Consider the following 20,444-nt stretch of genomic DNA (forward strand, 5'->3'; position numbering starts at 1 on the left):
TATGCTGACCCCTGAACAACTCGTTGCGTCCCAGAAAGCCAACATGGAAACCCTGCACGGCCTGACCACCAAAGCCTTCGAAGGCGTTGAAAAACTGGTCGAACTGAACCTGACCGCCACCAAGGCTGCCCTGTCCGAGTCCGCCAGCCACACCCAGGCTCTGCTGAACGTCAAGGACGCTCAGGAACTGCTGGCTCTGCAAGCCAACCTGTTCCAGCCGCTGGCTGAAAAAGCTGCTGCCTACAGCCGTCATCTGTATGACATCGCTTCCGGCACCAGCGCTGAATTCAGCAAGGCCTTCGAAGGCAAGCTGGCCGAAGGCCAAGCCCAATTCGCCGCTCTGGTGGACAACGCTGCCAAGAATGCTCCCGCCGGCTCCGAAACCGCCGTTGCCGTGATGAAGAGCGCCGTGGCTGCCGCCAACAACGCATTCGAATCCGTGCAGAAAGCTGTCAAGCAGGCTTCCGACGTCGCCGAAGCCAACTTCAACGCCGTGGCTACCAGCGCCACGAACGCTGCGAAGACAGCTACCGCTGCTGCCAAAAAAGCTCGTTAATTCAAGCTTGTTGATTCGAGCACACTAACTGACAAGGTCAGTCATACCTGTCAGCAAGTGCAACTTCCGGCCGATTCTTCGGACCGGAAGACCTAGCTCCTCCGCTGATGTAGGGGAGCCTCCAGTGGAAAGGAATGCATGCCGGCATTCTTTTCCACTGGAGCCTAGGGCAAGGTTTCTGCAAGTTGTCTCCTCGGATCTTTTCGAAACCATAGGGTTCAGGGATCCCTTCAAGGGCTGATCGCAAGATCGGCCCTTTTTTTAGCCCCCTTTTCCTTTCCCTTTTTTCTTTATTCGCGTAGCAGGGCGCCGCCTTGTCTGCCGTACAAGTAGCCAGCGAGCATCTCCACGATGGCCTGTTCGATGGCATCGACCGGGTGACCCGGTGACGGCGCAATGACGGCAGCATGGATCAAGGACTCCATGGTCTGGAGCACGATCCAGGTGGCCAGATCAAGGTCCTCGGGTACTACCTCCGCGCGATGATCTTCCAGCAGCTGGCGGATCCGGCGGAAGATGCCCTGGTCGGCGGGACTCTGGTCCGACGGCGCATCAAAGAACGGGAATTCCTTTTCCAGCACCCGATGCAGCTCGGGTGAAACCTCGTGGGCTGCCAGCCATGCATGCACCAGCGCAGCAAGGTGTCCGTGCAGGCTTCGGTCCCGCGCTGCCTCCAGTACGGTTTCCATGGCGGTTTGCATTTCGGCCGCGTGCCGCTCGTGCAGCGCGGCGAGCAAGGAGTCCTTGTTGGGAAAGTACTGATACACGGAGCCCACGCTGACACCTGCGCGTTCAGCGACCAGATTGGTGTTGGTGCCTGCATAACCCTTTTCGGTCAAAACGCGAGCCGTGGCTTCCAGAATGGCTTCCACCAGAGCCCTTGAACGGGCTTGGCGCGGGATGCGCCGTGGTTGAGGCAAGGTTTGCATGAGGCAATCGAAACACGAGTTTTCAATACGAGTAATCCCTCATATTATTCCAAATATCGAGCAAATACTCATATTTTGAATAATTCATGTCTTATCGTTCTCAAGCACCATCTGCCGCTGGGGTACAAGCACCGCCCGCGGCCAACGTTTTTTCAAAGCTGCTGCCCATTACATTGGCAGTGTTCGTCGGTTTCCTTGCCATTGGCTTGCCGTTGCCGGTCCTGCCACTGCACATGCACGACGGACTGGGCGTGAGCACCCTGGTGGTAGGTGCCGTCATCGGGGCACAATTCGCCGCCGCCCTGCTCTCCCGCGCCTGGGCCGGCAACCTCGCTGACACCCGTGGAGCCAAGCGAGCCGTAGTCACGGGGTTTCTCATCTCCGCTTGCTCGGGGGCGGCTTATCTCGCGTCGCTGGCGTTCCTGGCCTCACCCAGCGCGTCGGTATGGGCGCTGCTGCTGGGACGCGTATTGCTGGGTTGCGGTGAAAGCCTGATCGTGACCGGGGCCTTGAGCTGGGGTGTTGGCCTGGCCGGGCCGCAGAACGCGGGAAAGGTCATGGCCTGGGTCGGCATCGCGATGTATGGCGCCTATGCCGCCGGCGCTCCTGCAGGGGTCGCCATCCATGCGGCCAAGGGCTTTGCCGGTATTGCCGTTGCGGCCGCTCTTCTTCCTCTGCTGGGTTTGGCCATGGTGGCCAACGTAGGTGCCATGGCGCCTACCGCGGCTCGGCGCATACCGTTCTACAAGGTGCTGGGAGCCGTTTGGGGCGCCGGCATGGGTTTGGCGCTTTCCAGCGTGGGCTTTGGCGCCATCACCGCCTTCATCGCCTTGCTGTTCGCTGCGCGCAACTGGGGCAATGCTTCCCTGGCATTTACTGCCTTCGGCCTGGCATTCATTGGCGCCCGCCTCTTCTTCGGCCACCTGCCCGACAAGTTGGGCGGTGCCCGCGTCGCCCTTTTCTGCGTACTAATCGAGGCCGTGGGACAACTGTTGATCTGGAGAGCCGATACCGCCCTCGTGGCATACGCCGGGGCCGCGCTGACAGGGTTCGGATATTCCCTGGCGTTCCCTGGCTTCGGCGTAGAAGCCGTACGCCGGGCTCCGCCACAAAGCCGAGGCGCGGCCATGGGCGCCTATGTGGCCTTCCTGGACATTTCACTGGGAATCACCGGGCCAGTTCTTGGCGCCGTGGCAGGCTCCTGGGGCATTGAAACCGTCTATCTGATCGGCGCGATCGCCGTCGCTTCGTCACTACTGGTTGCGGCGCGCCTGCTGATGGCAACGCCTGAAAGGAAACAGCCCGTCTGAGGCCCTTCGGGCACTACATAATGCCTGCGTGACCCGGGCTTGCGGAAGGCTCCTGCCGTCAGGAAGATGACAAGCATGTGGCCAAGATTTTTCACTGAGAACGATTCTTGTTTCCGCTATCATGCGAAGCACATCTTGTCTTTATCCTTGAAGGAACTCATCAGCATGAAAAAACGATTGGCGCTCATGACCGTTGCGGCCGTGGCGGTTCTGTGGACCGGTGCCGCTCAGGCACAGGAACAGGCCATCAATCTGTACTCGGCACGCCACTACTCATCTGATGAGAAGCTGTACGCCGACTTCACCAAGGCCACCGGCATCAAGATCAACCGCGTGGACGCCGACGACGCCGGGATCATCGCCCGTCTGAAGGCCGAGGGCGCAGCCTCCCCTGCCGACGTGATCCTGCTGGTGGATGCCGCCAGGCTGTGGCGCGGTGAGCAGGATGGACTGTTCCTGCCGGTGAAATCCGCCGCCCTGGACGCCGCCATTCCCGCTTCCCTCCGCGCCACGCCCGTGGCCGACGGCACGCCCTGGTTTGGTTTTTCCACACGCGCACGCGTGATCGTGTATGACAAGACCAAGGTCAAGCGTGAAGACGTGGACAGCTACGAAAAATTGGCAGACCCCGTCAACAAAGGCCGTCTGTGCATCCGCTCAGGCTCGCACCCCTACAACCTGAGCCTGTTCGGCGCCGTGCTGGAGCACATGGGCCCCGAGAAAACCGAAAACTGGCTCAAGGGCATGGTTGCCAACATGGCACGTGCTCCGAAGGGGGCGATACGGACCAGATCAAGGGCGTCGCTTCGGGCGAATGCGGTGTGGCCGTGACCAACAGTTATTACCTTGCGCGCCTGATGAGATCGGGTTCACCTGAAGACCGAGCCGTGACGGAGCGCGTGGGCGTAGTGTTCCCCAACCAGTCCAGCTGGGGTACCCATGTGAACGTGGCTGGGGGCGCAGTGGCGCGTCATTCGAAGAACGTGCCCGGTGCCGTGAAATTCCTGGAATACCTTGCCAGCCCGGATGCTCAAAACCATTTTGCCAACGGCAACAATGAATGGCCCGTGGCCGTCGGCGTGAAATTTGACAACCCGGCGCTCAAGGCAATGACTGCCGGCAAGCCGTTCAAGAGCGAGACCATTCCGATCAGCGCCGTGGGGGCCAATCAGGTCAAGGTCCAGCAAATGCTGGATCGGGTCGGATTCAAGTAAGCCGTTTTTCTTGACCTATTCCGCCACTTTTGAAACGGGTGGTGCAAAAAGCAGGCGCCATTTCCATGGCCCTGCTTTTTTTCGGGCATACGCTCGCCGCACCGTTGCTCCCTTGCTCCCAACAAGCTTTTGGGCCAAGCTACCTCATTGCGCATCCTTGCCGACCAATCGCATGCCCCTGCATATCGAAACTCCTCTCATTGAGTCCGAACCACTGAGCCAGGCTACCGGCCGCCGAATCTGGCTCAAGCTGGAGGCCCTGCAACCCCCAGGTTCCTTCAAGATCCGGGGCATTGGCCTGGCTTGTGAATTCCATGTTCGCCAAGGCAAGCGCCGCTTCATTTCATCGTCTGGCGGCAATGCCGGAATTGCGGCAGCGTATGCGGGCCGCCATCTCTCCGTCCCCGTCGTGGTAGTGGTCCCCGAGAGCACGACGGAGCGGGCACGCGGGCTGATTCGCCAACAAGGCGCCGAACTCGTCGTGCATGGCGCGACATGGAATGAGGCCAATGCGCTGGCCCAATCGATGCTGGGCGATGAGGATGCCTTCGTGCACCCCTTCGACGATCCGCTGCTCTGGCAAGGCCATGCCTCATTGATTGATGAGGTCGCCAGCACAGGCGCCAAGCCGGATGCCGTGGTGCTGTCCGTGGGTGGCGGCGGCCTGTTCTGTGGCGTGGCCGAAGGCCTGCGCCGCAATGGCTGGAACGATATGCCGGTCATCACGGCGGAAACAGTGGGGGCCGATGCCTTCGCCCGTTCCATCGCCGCCAATGGGCGCATGACGCTTGATGCCATCACCAGCATTGCCACCTCGTTGGGCGCCAAACAGGTTTGCGAACAGGCTTTCCTGTTGGCCGGCCAGCGCCCAGTGCACCCAGTGGTCGTCAGCGACCTGGCCGCTGTGCAGGCCTGCGAGCGCTTTCTGGATGATCATCGCATCCTGGTGGAGCCGGCGTGCGGCGCCAGCCTGGCACTGGCCTACGACAAGGCAGAGGCCTTGCAGGGTTTTGACAATGTGCTGATGGTCGTATGCGGCGGCGTCACTGCAAGCGTGGATCTGCTGCGGCAGTGGAAAGCGAATATGGCGGAGCCGTTGAACACGCTTTCATAGCGTGTTTTTCATCGCGTGTTCAGATCCAATAATGAGGATAGCTGCGAGGGCTGCGCAAATTGTTGACGACCCATGCGGTGAAAACGATCACCAGCGATCCGGCCAGAACGGGGGAAACCAGATAACTCACGGGGGCATGGGCAGCCATCACGATCAGCGGGTTGCCCCCAGCCGGCGCGTGAACGGTCCGGGTAATCTGCATCACGCCCAATGCCAGCGCCACAGCGAATGCGCACGCGAGCCAACTGGCGCCAAACAGGGTCACCATGACCAAACCGATCGCGGTGGCAATGAGATGCCCGCCCACAATGGCCCGCGGTTGCGCCAATGGCGAATCGGGCACTCCAAATGCCAGCACGCAGCTTGCCCCAAAAGGCGCCATCAACCAGGGGATCTCCGACACAACGCTCAACCACCCGGTGATCGCAATGGCAATCAAAGCACCCAAGGACGACAGCAAAACGAATTTAAACGGTGGCGCAGGCGGAGCATCGGAAACCAGTAAACGGCGAATCGGCACGAACTATCCTCTTGGCATGGCATGGATCACAAAGGCCGGGCAGTATACCGGCCTTTGCCGCAAGCTCCTTCTGTGCCGGCCGCCTTGAAGCAATGACGCGGAAATAGCCCCGCTCCTCCCCTTTACTTTTCGCCAGGGCCCGCCTGAAGCATTGGGTGATTGGAACGCCGGCCGCCGCCGCGCAAGCCCACCATGCCCAGAAGAATGCCGGCGGCCGCCAAGCAGACTGCCGCCGCGACGATGCCAAGCCATCCCGTATGCGAGTAAAGGAAAGCCGCCAATAGCGAACCGCCAGCACCTCCCAGAAAATAGCAGGTCATGTAGCCGGCGTTGAGGCGGTTGCGCGCCTGCGGGCGCAGCGCATAGATGGCGTTCTGGTTGCTCACATGCACCAGTTGCACGGCCAGATCGAGCAGCAGAACGCCGATCAGCAGCGCTACCAGCGAAGTCTGGGCAAAGCCCAGCGGCAGCCAGGACAGGAGCAACCCCGCCAGCCCCATCCAGGTGCCGGTGACGCCCTTGCCTTTGTCGGCCAGGCGCCCCGCCCAGGTGGCAGCCAATGCGCCTGCCGCACCCGCCAGGCCGAAAAGGCCGATCACCGCATCCGAGTATCCGTAGGGAGGTGCCGACAGCAGAAATGCCAGAGGCGTCCAGAACAGGCTGAACAAAGCAAAAGAAATGACACCAAGCGATGCCCGAACGCGCAATACCGGCTCTTCCACGAACAACTCGATGACTGACTTCAGCAAGGCGCCATACCGCAGCCCGGCATCCTCTCGGTAGCGAGGCAACGAGTATCCCAAGGCCAAAGCGCAGGCCACCATCGCGACGGCGGCCACCGCGTACACCGCGCGCCAATCGAACAAGGAGGAAATCCCCCCGGCCACGGTACGCGCCAGGAGAATGCCCAGCAGCAAACCGCTCATGACCGTTCCTACCGCACGGCCACGCTGCTCTGGTGCCGCCAACGTGGCGGCGAACGGCACCAATACCTGGGCGACGACCGAGCAGAAGCCGGTGATGGCGGTTCCCGCCAGCAGCAGTGGCAATGTGGACGCCGTGGCGCTCAGCGCCAGGCCAGCGGCGGCCAGCAGCATGAGGACCACGATGAGGCTTTTCCGCTCGCGCAAGTCGGCGATGGGGACGAGCAGGAGCAACCCCGCACCGTAGCTCAACTGCGCGGTGGTCACGATGTTGGCTGCCGCGGTCTCGGAAGTTCCGAATGCCGCCGCGATGGTGGGCAGCAATGGCTGCGCGTAGTAGTTACCCGAGACCGCAAGGCCTGTGGCGATGGCCATCAGCCAGAGCAAGGGAACAGAAAGATGGTGAGTTGAATGCGATGAGGACATTTTTTCTGGAGATCGTCAACACGCTCTCAGAACGGAAGCACCCTCATCAGCTTTCCTCTTGAGTTATCGGTCACGATGTAAAGCAGGCCATCGGGCCCCTGGCGCACATCGCGGACGCGCTGGCCTGCCTCCTTGAGCAGTTGCTGTTCGGCCGCCACCTTACCGTCCTTCAGCGCGATGCGGTCGAGGTATTGGAATTTCAGGGATCCCACGAAGAGGCTGCCCTTCCATTCCGGGCCATAGCGGTCGCTGGTCAGGAAAGCCATGCCGGAGGGCGCAATCGAAGGCGTCCAATGATGCAGCGGCTGCTCCATGCCGGCTTTCTCGGTCAGCCCCTCACCAATCGGCCCGCCGCCGTAATTCTCGCCATAGGTGATCACTGGCCAGCCATAGTTCTTGCCGGGTTGCGGCAGATTGATTTCATCACCTCCCTGGGGACCGTGCTCGATCATCCAGAACGCTCCGTCGGGCGCCAGCGCAGCGCCTTGGCTGTTCCGGTGTCCATAGCTCCAGATTTCCGGTTGTGCGCCGTGGCGGCCAATGAATGGATTGTCCTGGGGTATCGCGCCATCCTTGCCTACGCGCACGATTTTCCCGAGATGGTTGTCCAGTTTCTGCGCCTCTTCCTTTTGAGAGAAACGCTCACCCAGAGTCAGGAATAGAGTGCCATCAGGCTTGCCATCTACCTGCCGCTCCACGATACGGCAGCCAAAATGTAACTTGCTGCTGATCTTGGGTTTTTGCCTGAAGATGATTTTCAGATCTTTCAAATGCTTATGGTCATTTGTAAGCTGTGCCCTGGCCAATGCCGTGCTGTTGGTATTGCCTGGGCCTGGTTCTGAAAAGCAAAAGTAAATGGTGCGGTTCTTCACAAAATCAGAATCGGCCACCACATCCAGCAAGCCGCCCTGCCCGCCCGCGGCGATGTCTGGCAAGCCATGCACCGGCGCTTGCAACTGCCCATTGGCTTCAACCACGCGCAAACGGCCAGGCCGCTCGGTCACCAGAAAACGCCCTTCTGGCAGGAAAGCCACCGCCCAGGGATTTTCCAATCCCTCGGCCACGGTTTCCACTTTCACGCTGCCCTGCGCACATGCACCAAAAGAGGCGGCCAGGAGCGCCGCACATACATAAAACGACAAATTAACTGACAAATAAGTTCGCATATAAGGAAAATTACACGGGAAGTTGTCCTACACTACGCGGGCTGCTCGCCACCGGGCACAAAAGTGGTTTCGAAGTGTTGCGCGGCGGCTTCCTTGGGCCCAAGCATCGGAAGCCGTTGTTTCATCCAACGACATAACGGGATTTTCAGGCAGTCGCGCTGCCGGTGATCCCGTCGCAAAGATTCTCATACGCATGAGCAAGAGCACGCTATTTGCCGCTATTGTCCTCCTCGCTGGGATGGGCGCCGCCCACGCCGCCCCGGGACAAGATGAAATAGACAAATTGCTGCTCCAGAAGGGCCTGATCTCGAAGCTCGGCGACACCATTCAGCAAGCCACCGACCGCGCTGCGGATCTGGTGGTCAATGCCATGGATTCACTGGGGGTTCCATACCGCAGGGGCGGTAACTCCGCTGAAACGGGTTTTGACTGCAGCGGCTTCGTGCGCGCCATGTATCAGGAAACCATGGGCCTGATTCTCCCCCGCCGCGCTGAAGAGCAAGCTGCCGCCACCACCCGGATCGACAAGACCGAACTGCAGCCTGGTGATCTGGTGTTTTTCAATACCATGCGTCGCGCATACAGCCATGTGGGCATTTACCTGGGCGACGGCAAATTCATTCATGCACCGCGCACCGGTTCTCATGTGCGGGTCGAAAGCATGCAGATCAGTTACTGGCAAAAGCGCTTCAACGGCGCCCGGCGCGTGCTGATGGAAAACGGATCCGAGCAGACAACCAAAACAGCCCATAACCCTGGCACAACCAACACTACCAGTAGTTCGAGCAGCGTGACCACGCGCGACTCCCTGGCTCCGCGAAGCGTGCGTCTGGGCGGAAGCCTTTCGCAGCCTTCCGCTCCAGCGCCCATCGATTCAGTGCCAGGTATGGGCAGCGGAATCTAAGAACACGCTCCGAGATCTGCTCAAAGTCTCAGGTTCGATCAGTCGTCGGCCACATCCAATCCTGGAAACAGCACCTCGGTGAAGCCGAACCGGCTGAAATCCCGTACGCGCATGGGATAAAGCTTGCCAATCAGGTGGTCACACTCATGCTGGACCACGCGGGCATGAAAATCCTCAGCTATGCGCTCGATCGGATCGCCGTACGGATCGAACCCGGTGTACCGGATTTTTCGCCATCTGGGCACCACGCCCCTGAAACCAGGAACCGAGAGGCATCCCTCCCAACCGTCTTCCTCTTCCGCTGAGAGCGGTTCGATGACGGGATTGCACAGCACCGTCCGGGGAACCGGAGGGGCTTCTGGATAGCGAGGGTTGACGATGTCGGTGCCAAAAATCACGAGTTGCAAATCGACACCGATCTGCGGCGCCGCAAGACCAGCGCCATCGGCGGCATGCATGGTCTCGAACATGTCGCGCACCAGCAGGTGCAACTCGTCGCTATCGAAATTTTCGACCGGTTTGGCGATGCGCAGAAGGCGCGGATCGCCCATTTTCAGGATGGGGTGAATAGCCATACCCCCGATCATCCTAGAAACCGATGGCCTCTGTCATCTTCGGCCGCCGCCGTGCCCCCAGGCGCCACCCCAGGCCCGTCCGCCGCCGGGGCGCGGGCCGCCATGATGCCCGCCGCCCCTATGGCCGCCGCCGTGCCAACGGTGCCCACCGCCGAAATTACCCCAGATGCCGATCGAAACCGGCGGAGTCACATACACCGGCGCCGGCGCATAGTACGGAGCACCGTACGACTGGTAATAACCGGCTGGGTAGGCCACTGGAGTGCCCACGTAATAGGGATCGGCCGGCACCACCGCGCAGCCGGCGAGGAACATGGTGCCGCCAGCGACCGCCAAGGCAGCCAGCCGCCGCCATTGCATCCATTTGGGAGGAATATGGATGGTCATGAAAAAGCTCCTTCCAATGTTTCATTGAGAGCCCGCTGCCTCACGCGCTCCATCTGAGTCCAAGAACGTGTTCTAAACTAAAAACGCGCCAGTCCGTGACGCCGGCGACCACTAACGTGTCACCGGCATGTAAAGATGGGCGCGGTGAACGGGCCACCCGGGCGCTGCACGTATCTCCGTGCAGCGCAATAGGTTTTAGAGCCTGTTCTTAGGGCTGATTGTCCAGCAGCGCCAACATGCCCGCTTCGTCCAGGATATTCAGGCCCAGTTCCCGGGCCTTGTCCAGCTTGCTGCCTGCTTCCGCGCCAGCCACGACATAGTGGGTTTTCTTGCTCACGCTACCCGCCACCTTGGCGCCCGCGGCTTCCAGCATTTCCTTGGCTTGCTCGCGGCTCAGCGTGGGGAATGTGCCAGTGAGCACGAAGGTCTTGCCCGCCAATGGCAGCAGCGCAGCAGGTGAAGGCTCGCCTTCCTTCCATTCGATCCCTGCCGCGCGCAATTGTTCCACCACCTCGCGGTTGTGAGGCTGATCGAAGAAGGTGCGGAGGCTCTGCGCTACTACGGGGCCCACGTCGGGCACTTGCAGCAAATGCTCGGCGCTCGCGCCCATGATGGCATCCAGATTGCCGAAATGGCGCGCCAGATCCTTCGCGGTCGTTTCTCCCACGTGGCGGATTCCCAGGGCAAACAGAAAGCGGGCGAGCGTGGTTTGCCTGGACTTATTCAGCGCATCCACGACGTTCTGCGCTGATTTCTGAGCCATCCGGTCCAACGCGACGAGCGACGAGAGGCCCAGCTTGTACAGATCAGGCAGGGTCTTGACGACGCCGGAATCCACCAGTTGCTCGACCAGTTTGTCGCCCAGGCCTTCGACATCCATGGCGCGGCGGCTGGCAAAGTGCAGCATGGCCTCCTTGCGCTGCGCAGCACAGAAAAGCCCTCCCGTACACCGGTGGTCGGCCTCGCCCTCTTCTCGCACCACATCGCTTCCGCATACCGGGCAAGTGGCGGGCATGGTGAACTCGCCGGCGCCGGGCACGCGCTTTTCGGGCAATACCGCCACGATCTCCGGGATCACATCGCCCGCACGGCGCACGATTACCGTGTCACCCACACGCACATCCTTGCGGCGCGCCTCCAGTTCGTTGTGCAGGGTGGCATTAGTGACCGTCACGCCACCCACGAATACCGGCGCCAGCTTGGCCACCGGCGTGAGCTTTCCGGTGCGGCCTACCTGCACATCAATCGTTTGCACGGTGGTGAGCTGCTCCTGAGCCGGATACTTGTGCGCCACGGCCCAGCGCGGCTCGCGGCTGACAAAGCCCAGCCGCCGCTGCAACTCAAGGCTGTCCACCTTGTAAACCACGCCATCGATGTCAAAAGGCAGGTTGTCGCGCTCCGCGGCGATCTTCTGGTGATAGGCGACGAGTTCTTCCGCTCCTTGCGCTTGCGCGACCAGACTGGAAACGGGAAAGCCCCAGGCGCCAAGGGCTTGCAGCATCTGCCAATGGGTGGCGAAGTCCGGGCCGCCCTCTTCGGCCGGCGTGATCTCGCCGAGGCCATAAGCGAAAAAGCTCAAAGGGCGTTGCCTGGTGATGGCGGAATCGAGCTGGCGCACGGCACCCGCGGCCGTGTTGCGCGGGTTGATATAGGTTTTGGCGCTCTTGTCGCCTGCGGCCATTTTCTCGCGCTGGCGGTCGTTCAGCGCTTCGAAATCGTCGCGGCGCATATAGACCTCGCCGCGTACTTCGAGGACGGGAGGAATGGAAAAACCACCGCCTTCCCCGGTTTCGGAATCCGTGGCGCGCAACCGCAGGGGAATCTGCCCGATGGTGCGGATGTTCTGGGTGACATCTTCACCCATTTCGCCGTCGCCGCGCGTGGCGGCCTGCACCAGCACGCCCTGCTCATAACGCAGGTTGATAGCCAGGCCGTCGAACTTGGGTTCGGCCACGTAGGCCACGGGCGGCTCCTCTTGAGCCAGCTTCAGCTCCCGGCGGATGCGTGCATCGAAGGCTTGCGCGCCACCTGCGGTAGTGTCGGTTTCCGTACGGATGCTGAGCATGGGCACGCGGTGGCGGACGGGCGTGAAGCCCGCCAGTACGGTGCCGCCCACGCGTTGCGTGGGTGAATCAGGTGTGATCAGTTCGGGATGCTCGGCCTCGATCGCCTGGAGCCGCTGGAACAGCTTGTCATACTCCGCATCGGGAATTTCCGGCGCGTCCAGGGTGTAATACTGATGAGCGGCATGATTCAGCGCAGCGCGCAGATGTTCCGCCTCGGTTTGTGGGTTCATGACACCTTAAAAAATAAAAGCCAGGCCGGGTGTGCGCGCAACGCGTGCAACCCCGCGTGCGCACTTCGTGCACACCCTACGTGCATGCCCTGCGGAGACGGCTTATTCTCAGCTGAACAGGCGCCGCGCCTGCGGGGATCCTGCGGCCAGATCGTGTGCGTCGAGCGTATCGTAGAGTTGCTGCAGATCGTTGCCAATGGTCTCGATCATTTCGGGACGCAGAGGATAGCCTGCATCGTCGGTGATGACGCCATCCATCGCCTCGGCAAGAGCAAAGGCAGCATCACGCAGACGCACGAAAGGTTGCTCGTTGCGGTGCACCTGCGGCACATCCAGGCTGAGCGCGACCTCCTTGACCGCCGACTGCGTAGGATCTTCCGAAAGTGCTGCCTGCGGATCGAAGCTCAAGCCCAACACGGAAGGAAGCCCCGGCTCACCTGAGGGCAGCACCATGCGCCCTGGGATGACGCCAGCCACGAAGCCCAGCTTGGCTGCCTGCTGCTGCACGAAGCCCGGGCTCCAGGCCGCGCCGCGCGCGCGCAGCATGAAACCCAGTTGGGCGTCATGCCCGCCCGCGAACTGATCCAGCTCGCGGCCGCGCGCCACCTCATGCAGCATCTCGGGAAAATCAGGCGCGCCGCCCACGGCGTCAGCAAAAGCCTGCGCCTTCATGACGTACTCCGAGTACTCGATCTCGTTAAGCGCTCCGGTACGGTTGGCCAATTGCACACCAGCCTGCAGGGCGGTGTAACGCTGGCCAGCGACGGGAAACTCCCATTCACGGCTTTGCTCGTTCTGGCCTTCCACCGCGAAAGGCTTGCTGCCCACGCGGCGTGTATGCGGCAGCGCGGCCAGCGCGGCGTCTCCCGAGACCACCCGCCCGTCGAGCGCGATGGGGGTGATCACATCGATCAGCGCGTCCAGGCGGGGGCGCTTCTCCGGCGTAGGCAAGGGCCCGAGCGGGGGAGCGCGCCGCTGGGATCGAAGGCAGGTTCCACGCGCTCAGGCACGGCCATGCTCGGCTCGCCGCCAGGCTCGGTCCGTTCTTCGTCAGCCAATGGCCGGGCTTCCGGCAGCGCTTGCCGCGGTGTGTTGCGGCGTGACGTCCAGGTGTTGTAGGCAATGACGCCACCAAGAATCAGGCCTCCGGTCACGGCCAAGCCCACTTGCAACGCACTCATACGGCCTCCGCCATGCCCATGGCACTTTCCATATCCACTGCCACGATCCGCGAAACGCCCTGCTCCTGCATGGTCACGCCGATGAGCTGCTCCGCCATTTCCATGGCGATCTTGTTGTGGCTGATGAACAGGAACTGCGTGCCCTGCCCGCTCATCTTTGAAACCAGCTTGGCATAACGCTCGGTGTTGGCGTCATCCAACGGCGCATCCACCTCGTCCAGCAGGCAGAACGGCGCAGGGTTGAGCTGGAAGATGGCGAACACCAGCGCAATGGCCGTCAGCGCCTTTTCACCGCCCGAGAGCAAGTGAATGGTCTGGTTTTTCTTGCCCGGCGGCTGCGCCATGACCTGCACCCCCGAGTCGAGGATCTCCTCGCCCGTCATGATCAGTTTGGCATTGCCGCCGCCGAACAGCTCGGGGAACATGCGCCCGAAATGCTCGTTCACGGTGTTGAAGGTATTGCCCAGCAGATCCCGTGTTTCGCCGTCGATCTTCCGGATGGCGTCTTCGAGCGTGGTCATGGCGTCGGTCAGGTCGGCCGACTGGGCATCAAGGAATTGCTTACGCTCGCGCGCGGTGGTCAGCTCTTCAAGCGCGGCCAGGTTCACGGCACCCAGAGCCTGGATTTCGCGGTGCAGGCGATCGATTTCGCTCTGCAGGCCGCTGAGTTTCACATTGCCTTCCTTGATGGACTGCTCCACGGCAGCCAGATCAGCCTGGGCATCGGCCAGAAGCTGGGTGTACTGCTCCGTACCCAGGCGGGCCGCCTGCTCTTTCAGTTGCAGGTCAGTGATGCGCTGGCGCAGCGGATCCAGTTCGCGCTCCAGGGTCAGGCGGCGCTCGTCGCTCGCCCGCAGCTTGGCAGTCAAATCGTCGTAGGTACTGCGTTTGGTGCCCAGAGCCTGCTCTCGCTCCATCTTCAACGAGAGGGCTGCTTGCAGGCCTGCCTGGGCGGAAGCGTCTGTCAGGCGAGTGAGTTCCTCCTGGGCACGGCTTTGCTCGGCATCAATGGCGGCGGCCTGGCTGGTGGCGGTATCGATGGCCCGGGCCAGTTCGCCGCGGCGCGCTTCCAGGCTGCGCTGGGCGAAGGTTGATTCCTGGGCCTGCCGCTCGAGGCTGCGCTGCTGCTCGCGCGCTTCGCTCAAGCGGCGTTCCGCCTCCATCACACGCTCGTCAAGCTGCGCATGGCGCTCCTGGCTGTCCGCCAGTTGCATATCCAGCTCTTCAAAACGGGCCTCCGCGGTCACGCGGCGCTCTTGCACCTCTTCCAGCTGGGCGTCGATTTCGGCCAGGTCGCCGGCGATCTGATCGCTGCGTGCGCGGGTCTGTTCGGCCAATTGCGAGAGGCGAAGAGTCTCCACCTGCAGCTCGTGCGCGCGCTGCTGAGCTTCGGCCGCTTCGCGCCGGGTGGTGGCCAGGCGCTGTGAGGCATCGCTGTAGGCCGCCTCGGCCTTGATGAGCGCGTTTCGCGCGTCTTCGCTGATGAAAGCCTGGGCACGCTGCTGCTTCTCCAGGTTTTCGATTTCCTGCGCCCGGGCCAGCAGGCCGGCCTGCTCGGAATCCGGTGCGTAGAAATTCACCCCATGCGCACTGACGGCATGGCCAGACTGCACGTAGATCATTTCGCCGGCCTGCAATTGGCCACGCGAAGCCAGGGCATCTTCGAGGTTGTCCGCCGTGTAGCAGCCGGCCAGCCAGTCAGCCAGCAGCGCCTGGAGCCCCGCGTCGTTGAGGCGCAGCAGGTTCGCCAGGCGTGGAAGCGGGCTGGCTTTTTCCGGCAGGGACGCCTGGGGAGGGCTGTAGAAAGCCAGTTTCGCGGGCGGCGCATCGCCGGCAAAGGCCCGCACCATGTCGAGCCGGCTGACTTCGAGCGCGGCCATGCGCTCGCGCAATGCGGCTTCCAGTGCGTTTTCCCAGCCGGTTTCAATGTGGATGCGGCTCCAGAGGCCCGCGAGTCCATCGAGCCCGTGCTTGGCGAGCCAGGGTTTGAGTTTGCCGTCGGTACGGACTTTCTCCTGCAGCGCCTTGAGCGCTTCCAGCCGAGCCGACAGATCGGCCTGTTTGGCACTTTCGGCATTCACGGCCTGCTGGCGGGTACGCCGGTCGTCGTCGAGCTGCGGCACGCTTTCCTGCAACTCATGCAGGCGCGCCTCGGTGATTTCAGCGGCCTCCTGAGCGCTTGCAAGCTGTGTCTGCAGGTTGAGCAGCCGTTGTTCATCGGGCGCCGCCAGCGCATTGCGATCGGCGGCCAGGCGCTCGCGCCGCGTCTGGAGCTGACGTGACTGCTCTTCGATGTGGCGCTGATCGGCGGCCAGCACCTGGATCTGTTGCTGCACTTGCCCCACGGCGCTGCGCTGCTCGGTGGCTTTGCCTTGAGCCTGGCGCAGCGCGTCTTCGAGATCGGGCAGCGCCTGCTGCTGCTCTTCCACCTGGGCGGCCAGGGTGATGGCCTTGTCCTCGGCCTCCACGGCCTGCTCAGCCAGCGTTTCGATCTCGGCCTCGGCCTCGGCCTTGCGGGTGAACCATTGGCCCACCTGCTCCTTCAGTTGCACGAGGCGGGTTTCGGCGCGCTGGCGCCCCTCGACCACGAAACGGATCTCGGCCTCCAGTCGGCCCACCTCGGCACTGGCCTCGTACAGCAGGCCCTGGGCCTGGTTCACATGGTCGCCGGCGGCATAGTGCGCCTGGCGGATGGTTTCGAGATCGGCCTCGACGTGGCGCAGGTCCGCCACGCGGGATTCGAGATCGTTGACGGCTTTTTCGGTGTCGGCTTTCAGCCGGGCCTGGCCGTCGTCGGCCTCGCTGCGCTTGAGAAACCAGAGCTGATTCTGCTTGAGCGCCGCGGCGGCCTGCAGGCCTTGGTACTGCTTGGCCACCTCGGCCTGCTTTTCCAGCCGCTCCAGGTTGTTGTTGAGCTCGCGCAGGATGTCTTCCACCCGCGTGAGGTTTTCGCGCGTGTCGGACAGGCGGTTCTCGGTTTCGCGCCGGCGTTCCTTGTATTTGCTGACGCCGGCGGCCTCTTCCAGGAACAAGCGCAGCTCTTCCGGGCGCGATTCGATGATGCGGCTGATGGTGCCCTGGCCGATGATGGCGTAGGCGCGCGGGCCGAGGCCGGTGCCGAGGAAAACGTCCTGCACGTCGCGGCGGCGCACGGACTGGTTATTGATGAAATAGCTGCTGTTGCCGTCGCGGGTAAGCACGCGCTTGACCGCAATCTCCGTGAACTGAGACCACTGGCCACCCGCGCGGTGATCGGAGTTGTCAAAAACCAGCTCCACCGACGACCGGCTGGCCTGCTTGCGGGTGGTGGTGCCGTTGAAGATAACGTCCTGCATCGACTCACCGCGCAGTTCGCTGGCCTTGGATTCGCCCAGCACCCAGCGCACGGCATCCATGATGTTGGATTTGCCGCAGCCGTTGGGACCGACCACACCGACCAGCTGGCCGGGCAGCATGAAATTGGTGGGTTCGGCGAAAGATTTAAAGCCGGAAAGCTTGATCGAGTTGAGACGCACGGAAAGCCGATTCTCTGATAAGGCGTATCAGTGCCGAATCTGGCGGATCGTGCCCAATACGAGCGCAATGCCATGACCGGCGCGAAACTACCAATTATGGTGCCTTATCCGGCCCGTCCGAGGGACCACAGCGTACTCAATGCGTTTGAAGTCGGCCTGAAAGTGCGGAAATTTGCACACCTTGGATTTACTTTAGGGCGTATTCACAGTTTCGAGCGCAACGGACCCGCGAGGAGGCTGTGAATACGCTCTAAGGGCCCATGACCCTTAATGCCAGCTTTGAAAGCGGTTTTTGCACGATTCTTTCCAGGTGGTGCGGCAGCGACATGGGCTTGAGCAGCATGCGAATGGCTTGGTCGGCCGGTAAACGTGTGCTGACCAATCTATACATTCTCTTGCTGATTTCATCGAAATCACACGCGCCCTCGGGAAACATCCGGCCCCGGAACGCCCAGACATGGCGCAAAGCCACATCGGAATCACTGTCGCGCAACTCCTGCAAACGGGCATAGAGCACACGGGCGATGCTCGCCCGGCTGACGGGATGCTCCCCGTGCAACTGCCTGAAATAGCCCAGGAAATGCTTGTAATGCTGCACCTCGTCGGTGCGGATACGCTCCAGCAGATCACGCAGTACGGGCTCGCGCGCGAGCTCGCCCAGCGTCTGGTAATACGCAGTAGTGCCCGTTTCCACCACGCAGCGAGCCACCATCTCCAGGCGCCGGTCGGGCTGCAGCTCCTCTACCTGGCATAAACGCCCGTATTCTTCGAAGAAATTCGCGTACGCGGGCTCCCAATCGAAGGCCGGCCACACGGTCTGAACGTAGCGCTTGAGCGCGGCGCCGTGCTGCAGTTCTTCCGGCTCCCAATGGTGGGCCAGCCATTCAGCCACCTCGGGGTAGCCGGCATAGTGCGCCACCAGATTGCGTGTGTATGTGTCGGAGCCGGTTTCTATGAAAGAAGCCCCAACCAGCAGGTAAAACAAATTTTCGTCGTCTCGCACCTGATCGTGGTCGATGCTGGCGTAATCGATCTCCTGAACGCGCCAGCGCAGGGAATGCTCGGCCAATTCGACAGGTGCAGCGTGCCCTCTGGAAACAGAAACGTTCTGCATGCAAACCATTCTATGGACTTCCCTGAAAAATTGCAGGACACGCAAGCGCATGGCCGACACAAGGAGCAAAGGAACGCGCGCGGCCAAAGATACCGTCAAGGGGACCGATAATCACCCTATGAACCCCCTGCTCTCCAAGCTCCAGCCCTACCCCTTCGAGCGGTTGCGCCTGCTGTTTGCCGGCGTCACGCCCAACGCCGCCTACCGCCCCATCAGCCTCGGCATCGGCGAGCCCCGCCATGCCACGCCGGATTTCATCAAGCAAGCACTGGCGGCCTCGCTCGACACAGGTCTTGCCGGATATCCGCCCACCGCGGGCGACCCTCAGCTGAGAGAAGCCTGCGCGGGATGGCTGTCGCGGCGCTATGGCGTGACGGTGGATCCGGCCACCCAGGTACTGCCCGTGCTGGGTTCGCGGGAGGCCTTGTTTGCCATGGCGCAAACGGTGGTCGACGCATCCCGCCCTGGCGCCGTGGTGGTCTGCCCTAATCCGTTCTATCAGATATATGAAGGCGCAGCGCTCCTGGCTGGCGCCACGCCGCACTATGTGGCCAGCGATCCGGCACGCAACTTCGCGCCGCGCTGGGATCAGGTGCCCGAAGAAGTATGGGCCCGCACGCAACTGGTGTTCGTGTGCTCTCCCGGCAATCCCACTGGCGCGGTCATGCCCCTGGAAGAGTGGAAGGCGCTGTTCGAGCTTTCCGACCGGTATGGTTTCGTGATCGCATCGGATGAGTGCTATAGCGAGATCTACTTCCGCGAAGAAGCTCCGCTGGGTGGCTTGGAAGCGGCGCAAAAGCTGGGACGCCGCGATTTCAAGAACCTGATTCTGCTCACGAGCCTGTCCAAGCGCAGCAACGTGCCGGGCATGCGCTCGGGATTCGTGGCGGGCGATGCCGCCCTGATCAAGCCCTTCCTGCTCTACCGCACCTACCACGGCAGCGCCATGAGCCCGGTGGTGCAGACCGCCAGCATCGCGGCGTGGAACGATGAGGCACACGTGGTGGAGAACCGGCGCCTGTACCAGGAGAAATTTGCCCTCGCCACCCCCATCCTTGAAAAGGTCATGGACGTGCGCCTGCCCGACGCCGGCTTCTATCTCTGGGCAGGCGTGCCGCCGGCCTGGGAAGACGACGCTCGTTTCGCCAGCGAGCTGTTGGCTCAATACAATGTGACTGTTCTGCCCGGAAGCTACCTGGCTCGCGAGGCAGACGGCATCAACCCCGGCCGCGGGCGCGTTCGCATGGCCCTCGTGGCCGAAACGGCCGAATGCGTCGAGGCAGCGGAGCGCATCGCCAAGTTCATCACTTCCAATACCTGAAAAGCCTGAAAAATCATGAGCGAACAATTGCAGAAGATCATCGAAGACGCATGGGAAAACCGTGCCAACCTGTCTCCCGCCGCCTGCCCCAAGGAAGTGTCCGATGCCGTCGAGCATGTGATCGCAGACCTGAACGGCGGCCGTGTGCGCGTGGCCACGCGCCAGGGCGTGGGCCAATGGACGGTGCACCAATGGCTCAAGAAAGCCGTGCTGCTGTCCTTCCGCCTATACGACAACGAAATCATGAAGGCCGGTGAACTGGGCTTCTTCGACAAGGTGAAAACCAAGTTCTCCCACCTTGACGGCGAAGAGATGAAAGCCGCCGGCGTGCGCGTGGTGCCCCCAGCGGTGGCACGGCGCGGCAGCTTCGTGGCCCCTGGCGCCATCCTGATGCCGAGCTACGTCAACATCGGCGCCTATGTGGGCGAAGGCACCATGGTGGACACCTGGGCCACCGTGGGCTCGTGCGCCCAAGTGGGCAAGAACGTGCACCTCTCCGGCGGCGTGGGCCTTGGCGGCGTGCTGGAGCCGCTGCAAGCCAACCCGACCATCATCGAGGACAACTGCTTCATCGGCGCCCGCTCGGAAGTGGTTGAAGGCGTGATCGTCGAAGAGAACTCGGTGCTGGGCATGGGCGTGTACCTGGGCCAGAGCACCCCGATCTTCAACCGCGAAACCGGCGAGATCAGCTATGGCCGCGTGCCCGCAGGCAGCGTGGTCATCAGCGGCAACCTGCCCAAGAAAACCGCCAACGGCACCGCCTACAGCTCTTACGCCGCCATCATCGTCAAGACTGTGGATGCGCAAACGCGCTCGAAGACGAGCTTGAACGACCTTCTTCGCGATTAAGCTCGCGAGGCAACGCTAGTAGCAGGAGCAGTTTTAGGGGGTGCCGTGAAACCTTGGTCGTTTCTCTCGTCATTCCCGCGCAGGCGGGAATCCAGGGGGCGGTGGAAAGGCTGCACTGGATTCCCGCCCGCGCGGGAATGACAG

15 protein-coding genes and 2 pseudogenes are annotated in these 20,444 nt (G+C 62.0%); 7 read left to right on the top strand and 10 right to left on the bottom strand.

The annotated features are described in order from the left end of the window. Window position 1: 1 nt before the first annotated feature. Window positions 2–556, top strand: a complete 555-nt coding sequence (locus tag WJU18_RS16125; protein ID WP_423453850.1) for a phasin family protein — start codon at window positions 2–4, stop codon at window positions 554–556. 290 nt (window positions 557–846) lie between these two features. Here WJU18_RS16125 and WJU18_RS16130 read toward each other — a convergent pair whose 3' ends face one another. After that, window positions 847–1,485: a TetR/AcrR family transcriptional regulator gene (locus tag WJU18_RS16130; protein ID WP_423453852.1), complete on the bottom strand. Its 639-nt coding sequence runs from the start codon at window positions 1,483–1,485 to the stop codon at window positions 847–849. An 86-nt stretch (window positions 1,486–1,571) separates the two neighbouring features. Between WJU18_RS16130 and WJU18_RS16135 the strand changes: the two genes are divergently transcribed. The 3 genes and pseudogenes from WJU18_RS16135 (at window position 1,572) to WJU18_RS16145 (ending at window position 5,123) form a co-directional block, all read left to right on the top strand. Next, entirely contained in the window at window positions 1,572–2,795 is a 1,224-nt protein-coding gene (locus WJU18_RS16135; RefSeq protein WP_423453854.1) for an arabinose transporter, read from the top strand. Between the two features lie 165 nt (window positions 2,796–2,960). Further along, window positions 2,961–4,009, top strand: a pseudogene (locus tag WJU18_RS16140) (extracellular solute-binding protein). 172 nt (window positions 4,010–4,181) lie between these two features. Further along, window positions 4,182–5,123, top strand: a complete 942-nt coding sequence (locus WJU18_RS16145) for a pyridoxal-phosphate dependent enzyme (RefSeq protein ID WP_423453856.1) — start codon at window positions 4,182–4,184, stop codon at window positions 5,121–5,123. Between the two features lie 19 nt (window positions 5,124–5,142). On the opposite strand, the gene WJU18_RS16150 is transcribed toward WJU18_RS16145, so the two are convergent. The 3 genes from WJU18_RS16150 to WJU18_RS16160 all read right to left on the bottom strand — a co-directional run bounded on the left by WJU18_RS16150 (window position 5,143) and on the right by WJU18_RS16160 (window position 8,158). Continuing rightward, window positions 5,143–5,643 carry an HPP family protein gene (locus tag WJU18_RS16150; protein WP_423453858.1) on the bottom strand — a complete coding sequence of 167 codons (501 nt, stop codon included), beginning with the start codon at window positions 5,641–5,643 and terminating at the stop codon, window positions 5,143–5,145. Between the two features lie 122 nt (window positions 5,644–5,765). Then, a complete protein-coding gene (locus WJU18_RS16155) occupies window positions 5,766–6,992 on the bottom strand; it encodes an MFS transporter (RefSeq protein ID WP_423453859.1) in 1,227 nt (408 codons plus the stop codon). Between the two features lie 26 nt (window positions 6,993–7,018). Continuing rightward, entirely contained in the window at window positions 7,019–8,158 is a 1,140-nt protein-coding gene (locus WJU18_RS16160; protein WP_423453861.1) for a PQQ-dependent sugar dehydrogenase, read from the bottom strand. 283 nt (window positions 8,159–8,441) lie between these two features. Here WJU18_RS16160 and WJU18_RS16165 point away from each other — a divergent pair, with 283 nt between their 5' ends. Continuing rightward, a complete protein-coding gene (locus WJU18_RS16165; protein ID WP_423453863.1) occupies window positions 8,442–9,062 on the top strand; it encodes a C40 family peptidase in 621 nt (206 codons plus the stop codon). A 38-nt stretch (window positions 9,063–9,100) separates the two neighbouring features. On the opposite strand, the gene def is transcribed toward WJU18_RS16165, so the two are convergent. The 6 genes and pseudogenes from def to WJU18_RS16195 form a co-directional block, all read right to left on the bottom strand. After that, window positions 9,101–9,637, bottom strand: a complete 537-nt coding sequence (gene def, locus WJU18_RS16170; protein ID WP_423453865.1) for a peptide deformylase — start codon at window positions 9,635–9,637, stop codon at window positions 9,101–9,103. Window positions 9,638–9,670: 33 nt separating this feature from the next. Next, window positions 9,671–10,024 (bottom strand): hypothetical protein, encoded by a 354-nt coding sequence (locus WJU18_RS16175; protein WP_423453867.1) that lies wholly within the window; start codon window positions 10,022–10,024, stop codon window positions 9,671–9,673. 208 nt (window positions 10,025–10,232) lie between these two features. Beyond that, window positions 10,233–12,320 carry an NAD-dependent DNA ligase LigA gene (gene ligA, locus WJU18_RS16180; protein ID WP_423453868.1) on the bottom strand — a complete coding sequence of 696 codons (2,088 nt, stop codon included), beginning with the start codon at window positions 12,318–12,320 and terminating at the stop codon, window positions 10,233–10,235. A 108-nt stretch (window positions 12,321–12,428) separates the two neighbouring features. Then, window positions 12,429–13,501: pseudogene (locus tag WJU18_RS16185) on the bottom strand (cell division protein FtsZ). Beyond that, on the bottom strand, window positions 13,498–17,016 hold the full coding sequence (gene smc / locus WJU18_RS16190; protein ID WP_423453869.1) for a chromosome segregation protein SMC: 3,519 nt from the start codon (window positions 17,014–17,016) through the stop codon (window positions 13,498–13,500). Before smc ends, WJU18_RS16185 begins: the two are co-directional and overlap by 4 nt. A 250-nt stretch (window positions 17,017–17,266) precedes the next feature. Then, window positions 17,267–18,130 (bottom strand): ferritin-like domain-containing protein, encoded by an 864-nt coding sequence (locus tag WJU18_RS16195; protein ID WP_423453870.1) that lies wholly within the window; start codon window positions 18,128–18,130, stop codon window positions 17,267–17,269. 118 nt (window positions 18,131–18,248) lie between these two features. On the opposite strand from WJU18_RS16195, the gene dapC reads away from it, so the two are divergent. Next, entirely contained in the window at window positions 18,249–19,451 is a 1,203-nt protein-coding gene (dapC, locus tag WJU18_RS16200) for a succinyldiaminopimelate transaminase (protein WP_423453872.1), read from the top strand. 15 nt (window positions 19,452–19,466) lie between these two features. Then, window positions 19,467–20,300, top strand: a complete 834-nt coding sequence (gene dapD, locus WJU18_RS16205; protein WP_423453874.1) for a 2,3,4,5-tetrahydropyridine-2,6-dicarboxylate N-succinyltransferase — start codon at window positions 19,467–19,469, stop codon at window positions 20,298–20,300. Window positions 20,301–20,444 lie beyond the last annotated feature (144 nt).

The organism is Ottowia sp. VDI28 (assembly GCF_049532675.1).
Taxonomy (GTDB): Bacteria; Pseudomonadota; Gammaproteobacteria; order Burkholderiales; family Burkholderiaceae_C; genus Ottowia.